Raw genomic sequence first — 14,082 nt, 5'->3', positions numbered from 1 at the left:
AGGTACGGGGAGCGGGGGTACGGGGAGCGAGGTACGGGCCGACGGGCCCGCCGCACGCGAGGGCGCGTCCCCGCGGGTCCCCGTACGTGTCTCCGTGCGTGGCTCCGCGCCTGTCTTCGTACGTGTCTCCGTGCGTGTCTCCGTACCGCCGCCGTGGCAGCGCGAAGGCCGGGGGCCGCCCTCCCTGGTGGGAAAAGCGGCCCCCGGCCTTCGTCATACGGTCCCGCCACGGGTCCCGCGGGCCCTTGGGGCCTCAGGTCCTCCGGACCTCACTCGCCGCCGTTGCTGCCGGTGCCGGGCGTGGTCTTCTGGATCTGGAGCAGGAACTCCGCGTTGGACTTGGTCTTCTTCATGCGGTCCAGGAGCAGTTCGATCGCCTGCTGCTGGTCGAGCGCGTGGAGCACCCGGCGCAGCTTCCAGACGATGCCCAGCTCGTCACCGGCGAGGAGGATCTCCTCCTTGCGGGTGCCGGAGGCGTCGACGTTGACCGCGGGGAAGATGCGCTTGTCGGCGAGCTTGCGGTCGAGGACCAGCTCCATGTTGCCGGTGCCCTTGAACTCCTCGAAGATCACGTCGTCCATGCGCGAGCCGGTCTCGACGAGCGCGGTGGCGAGGATGGTGAGCGAGCCGCCGTCCTCGATGTTGCGCGCGGCGCCGAAGAAGCGCTTGGGCGGGTAGAGCGCCGTGGAGTCGACACCGCCGGAGAGGATGCGCCCGGAGGCCGGGGCCGCCAGGTTGTAGGCGCGGCCCAGGCGGGTGATCGAGTCGAGGAGCACGACGACGTCGTGGCCCAGCTCGACGAGCCGCTTGGCCCGCTCGATCGCCAGCTCGGCGACCGTGGTGTGGTCCTCGGCGGGCCGGTCGAAGGTCGAGGAGATGACCTCGCCCTTCACCGAGCGCTGCATGTCGGTGACCTCTTCGGGCCGCTCGTCGACGAGGACGACCATGAGGTGGCACTCGGGGTTGTTCGTGGTGATCGCGTTGGCGACCGCCTGCATGATCATCGTCTTGCCGGTCTTCGGCGGGGCCACGATGAGCCCGCGCTGGCCCTTGCCGATCGGGGCGACGAGGTCGATGATCCGCGTGGTCAGCACCCCGGGGTCGGTCTCCAGGCGGAGCCGGTCCTGCGGGTAGAGCGGGGTGAGCTTCTGGAACTCGGGGCGGCCGCGCCCGGTCTCGGGCGCCATGCCGTTGACCGAGTCGAGGCGCACGAGCGCGTTGAACTTCTCGCGCCGCTCGCCGTCCTTGGGCTGGCGCACCGCGCCCGTGACGTGGTCGCCCTTGCGCAGGCCGTTCTTGCGGACCTGGGCGAGCGAGACGTACACGTCGTTCGGGCCCGGCAGGTAGCCGGAGGTCCTGATGAACGCGTAGTTGTCGAGGATGTCGAGGATGCCCGCGACGGGGATCAGGACGTCGTCCTCGTTGACCTGCGGCTCGTTGATCTCGTCGCGGCCGCGACGGCCCCTGCGGTCGCGGTAGCGGCCCCGGCGCCCGCGGCGTCCGCCGTCGTCGTCGAAGTCGTCCTGCGGGCGGTTGTCGTGCTGCTTCTGGCGGTTCTGGTTGCCGCCGCCGCCCTGCTGGTCGTCGCCCTTGTTGCCGCGGCGGTTGTTGTCCCGGTCGCGGTTGTTGTCGCGGCCGTCGCGGTCGCGGCCCCTGCGGCGATCACGGTCGCGGCCCGAGCGGCCCTCGGCGTTGTCGCCGTCGTTCTGGCCGTGCTGGCCGCCCTGCTGGCCGTGCTGGCCGCCGTCCTGGCGGTCCTGCTTGGCGCGGTTGTCACGAGTGTCGCGGTTCTCGCGGCCTTCGCGGTTCTCGCGCTGCGGCTGCTCGGCGGCCTGCGGCTGCTCGGCGGCCTCGGGGCTGCCCGCCTCGGCCGTGGCGCGGCGCCTGCGGCGCTCGCCGCCCGGGGCCTCGTTGGCGGGCTGCCCGGGGATGTCGATCTGCTGCTGCCCGCCCTCGGACGCCTGCGCCTGCTCCTTGGCGGGAGCGGCGGCGGGAGCCGAGGCCGCGGCCTCCTTCGGGGCCTCCTCGCCGGTGCGCGCCTTGGAGGTCGCGCGGCGCTTGGGCTTGGCCTCGGCACTCGGCTCGGCCGCGGGCGCGCCTCCGCCGGACTGCGCCTCCTTGATGGCGTCGATCAGCTGGCTCTTGCGCATCCGCGCGGTGCCCTTGATCTTGAGCCCTGAGGCGACCTGCTGGAGTTCGGCCAGCACCATGCCCTCAAGCCCTGTGCCGCGGCGGCGCCGGGTCCCGGCGGAGGGGGCGGCGTCCGTGGTGGGCGCAGCCTCAGCCGTGCTGTCGGCACTCACGCCCATCAGATCGGTGGTGTCGCTCACGAAGGGTCCTTCCCTGGAGCGGACGTCGGCCTGTCTGGCTCGGCGACCGGTTGTGCTGTCCGGCTGTGGTCCTCTGTGAAGGGGATGCGCCGGGGCGATGGACCGCCAAAGAGGCGGAGGAATACGGTGGTGAAGACGCCTGACTCAGCCGTGTCACCAGAAGTGCGTGTCACGGGATGGGGTCACGCCCGTTCCGGAGCGCTTCGCTGTCGCTCTGTGCGTGGCACGGCGCGATACGGGGACTCCCGGAAGATGAGGTGTCCCGCCCCTGTGGCCCGAGAAAATTCGGCGCTCCGGGTGGCCCCGGATGTGCTCCGAGTGGCCCCGGATTCCTGGCGAAGACACGCGGCACCTCGCCGTAGGGCGATTGGGTGCGCAGTTGAGATTAACAATACCGTATCCCACACATATTCCCCCTCTCCTGTGCGGCGACCGTGGAGTCACGGCGCCAGCGGCAGCACACTCGCGCCCGCGGTGTCGACGGGGACGCGGGCCGCTGCCCACTCCTCGCCCGCGAGCCCGGCGACCTTGTCGGCCGCCTCCTCGTCGACCAGCGCGAGGACGGTGGGTCCCGCGCCGGAGATCACTGCGGGCACCCCGTCCGCCCGCAGCCGTTCCACCAGGGCGAGCGACTCGGGCATCGCAGGGCCCCGGTACTCCTGGTGGAGGCGGTCCTCGGTCGCCGTGAAGAGCAGCCCGGGGCGCCTGGTCAGGGCCTCGACGAGCAGCGCGGCACGGCCCGCGTTCGCCGCCGCGTCGGCGTGCGGCACGGTACGCGGAAGAAGTCCCCTGGCGGTCTCGGTGAGCACCGGGCGCCCGGGGACGAAGACGACGGGGACGACGGAGTCGGCGGGCGTCATCCTGACCGCCCTGGCGAGCCCGCCCTCCATCCACGAGAGCGTGAACCCGCCGAGCAGGCAGGCGGCGACGTTGTCGGGGTGGCCCTCGATCTCGGTGGCGAGTTCCAGGAGGGCCTGCGTGTCGAGGCGGCTCTCGCCGCCGGTCGTCACAGCGCGCGCGGCGACGATCCCCGCGCAGATGGCGGCCGAGGAGGAACCGAGCCCGCGGCCGTGCGGGATGCGGTTGGCGCAGACGATCTCCAGGCCGCGCGGCTGCCCGCCGAGCAGGTCGAAGGCGGCGCGCAGGGACCGTACGAGGAGATGCTTCTCATCACGCGGCAGCGTCTCGCTGCCCTCACCGGCTATGTCGATGCGCAGCCCCGAGTCGGCGACCCGCACCACGACGTCGTCGTAGAGGCCGAGCGCGAGCCCGAAGGCGTCGAAGCCGGGACCCAGGTTGGCGCTTGAGGCGGGGGTGCGCACCCGGACGGCGGCGGCGCGAAAGGCGGGACCGGCCATCGCGTGGGGACTCTCCTTGTGTTCCTCGGGCGGGGACTGCACCGTACGGCGCGGGGCGGGCCGCTGGAGGCGGCAGCCCTCACGGTGACTGTCGCGGGGCGGGCTGGTGGGGATTGGTGTGCGGGGGCGGGGATGGTCCACGCTTCCGGCGAATCCCCCCGGAACGTCCGGATCACATCCGGGCGCGTGGGATCGTACGGCCACAACGGCAGCGGCACCGCGGCACAAGCGGCGGGGCAGGTGGGGCACAGCCTATCGAAGGAAGCGTCCCCCGCGACATAGGGCGCACGGGAGGCGCATGACGCGTGTCGCCCGGACGCCGTGCGACCCCCGCCACTTGGGCCGGGTCCCGTATGTCTTGTCCTGATTCGGCCGGGCGTCCCCCCGCTCCCCGCGGGCGGATCGCGGGGCGCCGCTGTCCCTCGTACGAGGAAAATCCGCGTACGAGGGACGGCGTCGCCCGCGCGTGTCAGCCCCGTGCCGGGCCGTCGGGACCGGAATCGCGGACCGTCCGGCCGAGAACCGGGACCGTCGGACCGAGGTCTCAGCCCGTCAGGCCGAGGTCTCAGCCCGTCAGGTCGAGGTCTCAGCCCGTCAGGCCGAGGCGCCGCGCCGCCGCCGCGGCGTCGACCGGGATGACCGTGGGGCGCGGGGCGCCCTCGGTCGCGCGGTCGGGGTCCTTGAGGCCGTTGCCCGTCACCGTGCAGACGATGCGCTGCCCCTTGTCGACGAGGCCCTGCTCGGCGGCCTTGAGCAGCCCGGCCACGGACGCGGCGGACGCGGGCTCGACGAAGACACCTTCCTGACCGGCCAACAGCCGGTAGGCGGCGAGGATCTGGCGGTCGGTCACCTCGTCGATGAGACCGCCCGACTCCTCGCGCGCGGCGAGCGCCTGCTGCCAGGACGCCGGGTTGCCGATGCGGATCGCCGTGGCGAGGGTACGGGGGTCCTTGACGACCTCGCCGCGCACGATCGGCGCCGAACCGCTCGCCTGGAAGCCCCACATGCGCGGGGTGCGGGTCGCGACCTTGTCGGCGGCGTACTCGCGGTACCCCTTCCAGTACGCGGTGATGTTGCCCGCGTTGCCGACCGGCAGGAGGTGGAGGTCGGGCGCGTCACCGAGCGTGTCGACGATCTCGAACGCGGCGGTCTTCTGTCCTTCGATCCGGACGGGGTTGACCGAATTGACCAGCGAGACGGGGTAGTTGTCGGCGAGCGCGCGGGCGAGCGTCAGGCAGTCGTCGAAGTTCCCGTCGACCTGGAGGATCTTGGCACCGTGCACGAGGGCCTGGCCCATCTTGCCGAGCGCGATCTTGCCCTGCGGCACGAGGACGGCGCTGACCATGCGGGCGCGCACGGCGTAGGCGGCGGCCGAAGCGGAGGTGTTGCCCGTCGACGCGCAGATGACGGCCTTCGCGCCTTCCTCCTTGGCGCGCGTGATCGCCATCGTCATGCCGCGGTCCTTGAAGGACCCGGTCGGATTGGCGCCCTCGACCTTGAGGTACACGTCGCAGCCGGTGCGCTCGGAGAGCACCTGCGCGGGGACGAGAGGCGTGCCGCCCTCGCCGAGCGTGACGACCTCGGTCGTGTCCTTGACCGGGAGCCGGTCCCGGTACTCCTCGATGATGCCGCGCCACTGGTGGACCATGACTGCCTACTCTCCTTCAACCCGCATGATGCTGGCGACGCCCCGGACGGTGTCGAGCTTGCGCAGCGCCTCGACGGTGCTGCTGAGGGCCGCGTCGGGGGCCCGGTGGGTGACGACGACGAGGCTCGCCTCGCCGCTGCCGTCGCCCCTGCCCTGCTGACGCACGGTGTCGATCGACACGCCCTGTTCGGCGAAGACCGTCGCCACCTGGGCGAGCACGCCGGGCTTGTCGGCGACGTCCAGGCTGATGTGGTACCGCGTCACGACCTCGCCCATCCCGGAGACGGTCAGCCCCGCGTACGCGGACTCGCCGGGCCCGGTGGCCCCCGCGAGCCGGTTGCGGCACACGGCGACGAGGTCGCCGAGCACGGCGGAAGCGGTCGGCGCGCCGCCCGCCCCCGGCCCGTAGAACATGAGCCGCCCGGCGGCCTCGGACTCGACGAAGACGGCGTTGTACGCCTCGCGGACGCCCGCCAGCGGGTGGCTGAGCGGGAGCATCGCGGGGTGCACGCGCGCGCTGACGCTCCTGCCGTCGGCGGCGCGTTCGCAGATCGCGAGGAGTTTGATGGTGCAGCCCATCGCGCGCGCGGAGGCGAAGTCGGCGGCGGTCACCTCGGTCATGCCCTCGCGGTGCACGTCGTCGATGCCGACACGGGTGTGGAAGGCGATCCCGGCGAGGATCGCGGCCTTCGCCGCGGCGTCGAAGCCCTCGACGTCGGCGGTCGGGTCGGCCTCCGCGTAGCCGAGCGCGGTGGCCTCGTCCAGGGCCTCCTGGTAGCCCGCCCCGGTGGAGTCCATCTTGTCGAGGATGAAGTTCGTCGTGCCGTTGACGATGCCGAGGACGCGGTGCACGTGGTCGCCCGCGAGGGATTCGCGCAGCGGGCGCAGCAGCGGGATGGCGCCCGCGACGGCGGCCTCGTAATAGAGGTCCTGGCCGTGCTCGACGGCGGCGGCGTGCAGCGCGGGGCCGTCCTTGGCGAGGAGCGCCTTGTTCGCCGAGACGACCGAGGCGCCGTGCGCGAAGGCCGTCGTGATGAGGGTGCGGGCGGGTTCGATGCCGCCGATGACCTCGATGACGACATCGAGGTCGCCGCGTTTGACGAGCGCGGTCGCGTCCGTCGTGATGAGCGCCGGGTCGATGCCCTCGCGCACCTTGTCGGGGCGGCGCACGGCGACCCCGGCGAGTTCGACGGGGGCCCCGATGCGGGCGGCGAGGTCGGCGGCGTGCGTCGTCATGATGCGCGCCACCTCTGAGCCGACTACCCCACAGCCAAGGAGCGCCACCTTCAGCGGACGCGTGCGCATCATCCGACCTCGTTTCGTCTTTCCGTGTCGTTCCGCGGGCCGCCGCGTGTTCCGTGGCGCGGAGCCTGTGTGTCGCGGTGGGTCCAGTCTCACGCACGGCCCCGGGGTTTCAGCCCCCGCGTCCGATGCGTGAGACAAGCATTCCGTACGGGTGCGGGGCGCCGTGACCCGCCCCGTCACGGCGCCCCGCACCCGCGTGCGCGCTCAGCCGACGTCGAGCCTGAGCAGGTCTTCCTCCGTCTCGCGGCGCACGATGACGCGGGCCTGCCCGTCCCGTACGGCCACGACGGGCGGCCGCAGCGCGTGGTTGTAGTTGCTCGCCATCGAGCGGCAGTACGCGCCCGTCGCGGGCACGGCGAGCAGATCGCCCGGCGCGAGGTCGGCCGGGAGGAAGGCGTCGCGCACGACGATGTCGCCACTCTCACAGTGCTTGCCCACGACGCGGACGAGCATCGGCGCGGCGTCCGAGGTCCGCGAGGCGAGCGCGACGGAGTACTCGGCGTCGTACAGCGCGGTACGGATGTTGTCCGACATGCCGCCGTCGACGGACACGTACGTGCGCAGCCCCTCAAGCGGCTTGATCGTGCCGACCTCGTAGAGCGTGAAGGCCGTGGGCCCGACGATGGCGCGGCCCGGTTCGACGGAGATACGGGGCACGGCCAGCCCGGCGCTCTCGCACTCGCGCGTCACGATGTCGCCGAGCGCCTTGGCGATCTCGTGCGGCTCGCGCGGGTCGTCGTCGGAGGTGTACGCGATGCCGAGGCCGCCGCCGAGGTCGATCTCGGGCAGTTCGACGCCGTGCTCGTCGCGGATCTCGGCGAGAAGCCCGACGACGCGGCGCGCGGAGACCTCGAAGCCCGCCATGTCGAAGATCTGCGAGCCGATGTGCGAGTGGATGCCGACGAGTTCGACGCCGTCGAGGCTCAGGGCCCGGCGCACGGCCTCGGCGGCCTGTCCCCCGGCGAGCGCCAGGCCGAACTTCTGGTCCTCGTGCGCGGTCGCGATGAACTCGTGGGTGTGCGCCTCGACGCCGACCGTGACGCGGATCTGCACGCGCTGGACGCGGCCGAGCGCCTGCGCGGTGTGCGCGACACGTACGAGTTCCTGGAAGGAGTCGACGACGATGCGGCCGACCCCCGCGGCGACGGCGCGCTCGATCTCGGCCGCCGTCTTGTTGTTGCCGTGGAACGCGATGCGCGCGGCCGGCATCCCCGCGTCGAGCGCGGTGAGCAGCTCGCCGCCCGAGCACACGTCGAGGTTGAGGCCCTCCTCATGGAGCCAGCGCACGACGGCGCGGCTGAGGAACGCCTTGCCCGCGTAGAAGACGTCGGCTCCCTCGCCGAAGGCGGCGCGCCAGTCGCGGCAACGGGCCCTGAAGTCCTCCTCGTCGAGGAAGTACGCGGGCGTGCCGAACTCCTCGGCGAGGCGCGTGACGGGCACACCGCCGACGCTCAGCGCGCCCTCGGCCGCGGGCTCGCGGCGGACGGTACGGGCCCAGACCTTCGGGTCGATGGCGTTGAGGTCGGCGGGCGGGGCGCTGTAGTGCCCCTCGGGCAGGACGTCTCCGTGGCGGGGCCCTGCGGGGTGGGCGGAACGACTCATGCTGTCGTGCTCTTTCTCGTTCAGACGTACAGGGGTGCGCTGACGCCGAGCAGGGTCAGGCCACCGGCGAGCACCGTCCCGGCGGCTTCGGCGAGGGCGAGCCGGGCGCGGTGGGCGGCCTGGGGTTTGAGCCCGCCGAGCGGGAGCAGCCCGCCGGTGCGGTCGTGGAAGTCGAGGAGGGCACCGGCGACCCGGACGAGTCGGCGGGCGAGCCGGTCGGGCGCGCGGTGCTCGACGGCGCGGCGCAGCACGGCGGGCTGTTCGGCGAGCAGCGCGAGGAGCGGAGCGGCGTGCGGCCCGCTGTCCCCGGCGCGCGGCCCGTACCCGAGGTCGGCGGCGTTGCGCACGAGGGCGCGGGCCCGGGAGTGCGCGTACCGCACGAGGAAGAGAGGGTTTTCGACGCGCTGCACGAGGAGCGGGGCATCGAGGCGCGGCCGGTCGGCGGGGGCGGTGTGCAGCAGGGCCCAGCGGCGCGACTCGGGGTCCAGCGGCGCGGTCCGCTCGTACGGGGGCGCGGCCCGCAGGGGTTCGCCGTGCCGGTGGTCGACGTGGAGGTCGCCCCCCTGCGCGCGGGCGATGCGCACGAGGGCCTCGGCGAGGACCTCCGCGCGCGCGTCGCACGGCCGGAGGGTGACGCTGAGGCCGGCGAGGGCGTCGCCGGGGCGGCCGGCCTCGGCGACAAGGTCGCGCTCGTACGTGGCGGGGTCGGCGAGCGCGAAGTTGAGGAAGCCGGGACCCGTGACGCGGATGTCGGCAAGGCGCGGATCGTGCCGCAGCCGCTCGCGGAGCAGGGCGGCGAGGGCGAGCGCGCCGACGCGGGCGGGCCCGGCGGCGACGAGCGCGACGTTGCAGGCGTAGTCCCCGTACCCCCCGGGCCTCGGCACGGCAACGGTGACCCGCCCGAGCACCTCCCCCGGCACAGCGGAAACCTCCCCCGCGGCAACGGCATGCCGCAGCGCACCGAGCACGGTGCGGGAGAGCTCTGCGGGGGTCACGGGTCCAGCGTAGGCGAGGGGGGCGGGGTGGAGGCGAACGGATACGGGCGAGGTCCCGGAATGTGGACGGGGTGGGGGTGAGGCGGGGGCGGGGGGGGCGATGGGGGCGGTGCGGAGGAGGAGGAACGGGGACGTGCGGGGCGGAGCGGGGCGAGACGGCACGAGGCGGAGGCGCCGGCGGAAGGCGGAGGGGGGTGCGGGAGGGTTCTGGGGGGTGCGGGGCGAGGGGGCGAGCCGAGGCGGGGCGGAGCGGGGACGTGCGGGGCGGGGGCGGAGCAGGGACGGTGCGGAGCGAGGGCGCGAGCCGCGCCGGAGCGGGGAGGGGCGCATCGGGACGAGACGGCGCAGGGACCGGGTCGGCACGGAGGAAGGTGGGAGGGACGGGGGCGGCGTCGGCGGAGACGGGCGGAACGGGCAGGGTGAGGCCGGGACGGCGCGGGGGCGCGGCGGGGCGGCGGAGGCGGAGGCGGGGGAAGCCCTGGGGCGCGGGGCGAGGGAGCGAGCCGCGCTGGGGCGGGGCGGAGCTGGTCGTATCGGGACGAGAGGGTGCGGGCGCGACTGGAACGGAAGCGGGGCGGGACGGGCCGAGACGGCACGACGCGGGGCGGCGCCCGGGGCGCCGACGGAGACGGCGGAGACGGCGGAGACGGCGGAGACGGCGGAGACGGCGGAGACGGCGGAGGGCGTATCGGGAGGAGACGACGCGGGGCGCGATCGGGACGGCGCGGAGGGAGGCCGGACGCGGCAGCGCGGGAGCGGGGCGGGGCGGAGGCGGGGCAGCGCGGCGCGGAGACGGGGCAGCGCGGCGCGGAGGCGGGGCGGGACGAGACGGGTGAGGCCGAGACGGGTGAGGCCGAGACGGGTGAGGCCGAGACGGGTGAGGCCGAGACGGGTGAGACGGGGCGGCGCCAGCGGAGACGGGGTGGAGCGGGGGGGCCAGCCGCGCCGGGGCTGGGGGGAGCGGGTCGGCACGGGGTATATCGGGACGAGACGGCGCGAGGGGAGGCGACCGGGACTGCGCGGGGAGGTGGGATGGGGAGAAACGGGCCGCGACGGCGCTGAAGCGAGACGGGACAAGCCAGAGCGGAAGCGGGACGGGACAGGCCCGGGGCGGGACGGGGCGGCGCGGGGGCGGGAGCGGAAACCGGCGCAGGGCCGTTACTCCCCCTCCTCCTTCTCGACGGAGACCTGGCGGCCGCGCTCGGCGAGTTCCCGCACGGCGGCGACGAGGCTCTCGGGCTCGAAGGGCTTGGCGAGAAAGAGATCGACCTCGGGCAGGGACCGGTCGACCTCCTCGGCGCTGGAAGCGCTGACGAGGGCGAGCGGCACATGACTCGTCCGCGGATCGGCACGCAGCCGCTCGGCGGTCCGCACCCCATCGAGCCGCGGCATCGCGATATCGAGCGTGATGACGTCGGGCCGCACCTCGTGCACGATCTCCAGGCACTCGGCACCATCGGCCGCGGTCACCACCTCGAAGCCTTCGAGTTCGAGATTGACCCTGATCAGCTGCCGGATCATCTTGTTGTCATCGACCACAAGAACCCGGCCGGTCGCCCCTGGCACAACCCCGAGACTAGGCGCGCCCCCCTCCCCCCGTCCCGACTTTCCCCACATCCACCCCGACGGAGGGACCCACCCGGACACCCGTACGGAGCCCCTCATACCTGGTCACGCCCTCCCACCCGAAGCTGGTACTGTTCTACCCGTCGCCGCCCCACAGCGGCCGACACGCCCCCGTAGCTCAGGGGATAGAGCAACGGCCTCCGGAGCCGTGTGCGCAGGTTCGAATCCTGCCGGGGGCACCTGATCAGGTGTTTTCCTTCCAGACAGCGGCGAGCTGCCTACCCATCCATCGTGTTGGGCAAGGTGCCTCGCCGCTTCTGCGTTCTCTAGGTTCCTTGCTGACACAGACAACGGGAGCAGTCCCCATGTCGGCACGTCGCAGCACAGTCCTCAAGTCCCCGATGGCAGCCACACAGTCCAAGGGGGCGCCCGTGAGGGGCGCCCGTACGAAGACGGCAACTCCCCCTGTCCGACTGCTCATGACAGAGGAGAAGGACGTTTCAGCCGTTCGCCGGGAATTCCTCTCCGAGTTCCGTACGCACCTGCGAGCCAGCACCAACAAGCAGAACCGCCCCTACTCCGAGAAGACCATCACGGCGTACTGCAAGGCCGTTGAACGGCTCACGGTGTGGATGGAAGAAGTCGAGTACCACGGGGACTACCTGACTCTCGACGCTCCCACCCTGAACACCTTCTTCCGTACGTACTTCAACGAGCACGAACAAGGGGGAACGAACACGGTGCAGAGGAACCTTCGGAACTTCTTCAACTGGCTTGAGGAGGAGTACGACACCCCCCACCCGTACAAGGACCGACGATTCCAGAGGTACGCGCCCATCAAGGGCGCGAAGCCCAAGACCCTCAGCACTGAGTTTGTGGCCGACATGCTCAAGACCGTTGGCAACGGTCATCCGAGGATCAGGGACTTTGAGCGACTGAGGGACTACGCAATGATGCGTGTCCTTACGGAAGGAGTGAGGGCGGAGGAGCTGCTTTCTCTCCGAATCGATTCCCTCTTTCTTGAGCAGGGGCTCATGCAGGTGGTTCCCCTCAAAGAGGCTCGGGCTGCCGGAGAGGGAAGGATCGTCCCCTTGCAGCCCAAGACCGTGATTGCCCTCAAGCGCTACATCCGAGCCCGCGAAAGTCACAAGCTGAGCAGAGACCCTTGGCTTTGGCTGGGAACCCGAGGAAGGGCCAAGCTCACCTACTCCGGTCTCTATCGGATGCTCAAGCGTCGGGCAGAGGAGGCAGGTTACGAAGGAGTCGGGGCCCACGCATGGCGTCACATGACGGCGAACGAACTGCTTGAGAGCGGAGTACAGGAGACCGATGTCATGACTCTGCTCGGCTGGAAAGATCCCACGATGCTTCGGGTGTACGCGGCTGACATGGCTACGGGAAGGGCCGTGAAGGTGGCTAGAGCAATGGGAGACCGACACTAGATACCCGGCAGCTCCCTGGGCGGGAGCGGCCGTCAGACAGTCTCACAGGGGTTCTTGTTCAAGCAGGGACCCCTGTGTCATTCCCTCAAGACCCGCAAAGGATTTGCATCACATGTCCAATTCCTCTACTATAAGTGCTTGAGGAACCCTGCCTGAAAACAGGGGAGACTTCAGGTCTCAGGGCTTCCTCTCCCCGTTGGTGGTTCCTCGGGTCTCTCTCGGATCAGGGTCCGGCTCTCACGAGTCGGGCCCTTTTCTTTTGCCCGCAGTCATCCAAAACCCCGCATCCTGCATGGAATGAACCACCACATCCATCAAGCGAGGTACCCAAACCTCAAACCCGAAAGGACCGCCATTATGACTCGACACTTCACTCTCACTGATACCGGTTGGCGCTGCGTTGCCTGTCGCAATGAGTTCGAATTGCTCAAGAATCTGTGCGACCACTACGCCAAGGGCGGCAAGTGTAAGCATCCGATCACCATTGGCTGTGTCATAGCAGTTGAGGTCAATGACTACCACTGGCGAGAGGCAGCAATATGAGTTTCGGGAACACTCGCGTGAAGCAGTGGGGAGAGAGGAATCCCAACCCTTTCAAGGCATGGCAATGTCCGCGCTGCCACAAGTGGATACGGAGTAAGGCACAAGAGATCGAGCACACCAACCCTTTGACGCGCAACAGAGTGTGCTTCATTCCTGATCCCGACCGCTTCCGCTTCTACGCAACAACCAGTTGGCCGAAATCTCCCACACACTCGGGAAATCCTCAGCTCCCTGAGAGAGACCCGCTCCCGGGAGGAGCGGTCATCTCCCCGATACCCAATCGAATCTAGCGGTACTCATAACTGAACATCGAACCTGCAAGCCCTCAGCAATCCCGCTGGGGGCTTTTCTCATGCCCGCATGGAGTGAGCAGGAATGCCATAGCAGAGAAGGGCCGGGGGCAGCGAGCCCCCGTCCTCATTCCGAAAGAGGAATCACTAATGAAGAAGAACAAAGCCCCGGAAGGGATGACCTGTGTAATTGTAGTCGATGGAAAGTTCTGCGGAGAGGAGCCGAACAGAGGACAGCTTTACGGGGCACCCAATGCAAAGGTCCCTCTGTGTGGTCGTCACGCGGCGGAGACCTACGCATGGAGCACAAGCCAGTACCGAGACAAACTCATTGCTCAGCTAGTAGAGATAGGGGCGCTCAGCTTCCATTCCCCGGGGGTCACCTACATCGTCAAGCTCCCCAACGGCAGGGTCAAAATCGGCATGGCGGGAGAAGAACGCATTGCCAAGCGACTTGAGGATGTGAGCAGGGAATACGCCAAGGCCGGATACAAGGAGCCGCTGACTGTCCTTGCCCTGATCAAAGGAGGGGGAACCGTGGAGGCATCGCTACATCACAAGTATCAAGAACTGCGCGTGACTGATGAGCTTGGCGAACAGTTTCGGGCTGAGCCGGAACTACTGGACTTTGCCACTGAGACTGGAGTGTCTGAGGAATTCGCTTGGGTCGTTGTCTCGTACGAGCAATGGTGGAACAAGTGCAGTAAGAAGTACACAGGGCAAGACCCGACCGAGAAAGCACCCACGATTGATGATGATGAGTGGGACTTCTGAGAGGAGCAGCATGTACAAGGTGACGGCAACAGACTTTCGCGATGAGGTAGCAGCTCTCATCCGTAGAGCGGAAGCAGGCGAAAGCGTAGGGGTGACGAAGTATGGAGAGGTGAGGGCAGTCCTCATCTCCTCCGAGAGATACGAACGACTCACCCGAGAACTCATGAGCAAGTAAGTAGCTCTCAACAGTTAGGGGCACGGCGGCGAGCCGTGCCCCTTTCTCATGCCT

The 14,082-nt window shown here is 70.2% G+C and carries 10 protein-coding genes and 1 tRNA gene; 4 read left to right on the top strand and 7 right to left on the bottom strand.

Features of this window, described 5'->3' with window-relative positions; all coding sequences use genetic code 11:
- Positions 1 to 269 precede the first annotated feature (269 nt).
- The 7 genes from rho to ACQYWQ_RS21790 form a co-directional block, all read right to left on the bottom strand.
- Entirely contained in the window at positions 270 to 2,330 is a 2,061-nt protein-coding gene (gene rho / locus ACQYWQ_RS21820; protein ID WP_431036790.1) for a transcription termination factor Rho, read from the bottom strand.
- A 440-nt stretch (positions 2,331 to 2,770) separates the two neighbouring features.
- Positions 2,771 to 3,688, bottom strand: a complete 918-nt coding sequence (gene thrB, locus ACQYWQ_RS21815) for a homoserine kinase (RefSeq protein WP_431036788.1) — start codon at positions 3,686 to 3,688, stop codon at positions 2,771 to 2,773.
- Positions 3,689 to 4,274: 586 nt separating this feature from the next.
- Positions 4,275 to 5,336: a threonine synthase gene (thrC, locus tag ACQYWQ_RS21810; RefSeq protein ID WP_431036786.1), complete on the bottom strand. Its 1,062-nt coding sequence runs from the start codon at positions 5,334 to 5,336 to the stop codon at positions 4,275 to 4,277.
- A 6-nt stretch (positions 5,337 to 5,342) separates the two neighbouring features.
- Entirely contained in the window at positions 5,343 to 6,644 is a 1,302-nt protein-coding gene (locus ACQYWQ_RS21805; protein WP_431036784.1) for a homoserine dehydrogenase, read from the bottom strand.
- Positions 6,645 to 6,845: 201 nt separating this feature from the next.
- Positions 6,846 to 8,243 (bottom strand): diaminopimelate decarboxylase, encoded by a 1,398-nt coding sequence (gene lysA / locus ACQYWQ_RS21800; RefSeq protein ID WP_431036782.1) that lies wholly within the window; start codon positions 8,241 to 8,243, stop codon positions 6,846 to 6,848.
- A 20-nt stretch (positions 8,244 to 8,263) separates the two neighbouring features.
- Complete coding sequence (gene nrtL / locus ACQYWQ_RS21795; RefSeq protein WP_431036780.1) at positions 8,264 to 9,238, bottom strand: ArgS-related anticodon-binding protein NrtL; 975 nt, start codon at positions 9,236 to 9,238, stop codon at positions 8,264 to 8,266.
- A gap of 1,158 nt (positions 9,239 to 10,396) precedes the next feature.
- Positions 10,397 to 10,804, bottom strand: coding sequence for a response regulator (locus tag ACQYWQ_RS21790; protein ID WP_431036779.1), 408 nt, complete (start codon positions 10,802 to 10,804; stop codon positions 10,397 to 10,399).
- A 167-nt stretch (positions 10,805 to 10,971) separates the two neighbouring features.
- On the opposite strand from ACQYWQ_RS21790, the gene ACQYWQ_RS21785 reads away from it, so the two are divergent.
- From ACQYWQ_RS21785 to ACQYWQ_RS21770, 4 genes are all read left to right on the top strand, one after another.
- Positions 10,972 to 11,043, top strand: a tRNA-Arg gene (locus ACQYWQ_RS21785).
- Positions 11,044 to 11,283: 240 nt separating this feature from the next.
- Positions 11,284 to 12,246 (top strand): tyrosine-type recombinase/integrase, encoded by a 963-nt coding sequence (locus tag ACQYWQ_RS21780; RefSeq protein WP_431036777.1) that lies wholly within the window; start codon positions 11,284 to 11,286, stop codon positions 12,244 to 12,246.
- 983 nt (positions 12,247 to 13,229) lie between these two features.
- The gene (locus tag ACQYWQ_RS21775) at positions 13,230 to 13,853 is read left to right on the top strand and encodes a hypothetical protein (protein ID WP_431036775.1); all 624 of its coding nucleotides are present in this window, start codon (positions 13,230 to 13,232) and stop codon (positions 13,851 to 13,853) included.
- Entirely contained in the window at positions 13,831 to 14,028 is a 198-nt protein-coding gene (locus ACQYWQ_RS21770) for a type II toxin-antitoxin system Phd/YefM family antitoxin (protein ID WP_431036774.1), read from the top strand. The genes ACQYWQ_RS21775 and ACQYWQ_RS21770 overlap by 23 nt, the downstream gene beginning before the upstream one ends.
- Positions 14,029 to 14,082: the final 54 nt, after the last annotated feature.

Origin of the sequence: Streptomyces sp. P6-2-1, from assembly GCF_050613165.1 — a bacterium.
Taxonomy (GTDB): domain Bacteria; phylum Actinomycetota; class Actinomycetes; order Streptomycetales; family Streptomycetaceae; genus Streptomyces.
This window is presented reverse-complemented; position numbering and strand designations above follow the sequence as displayed.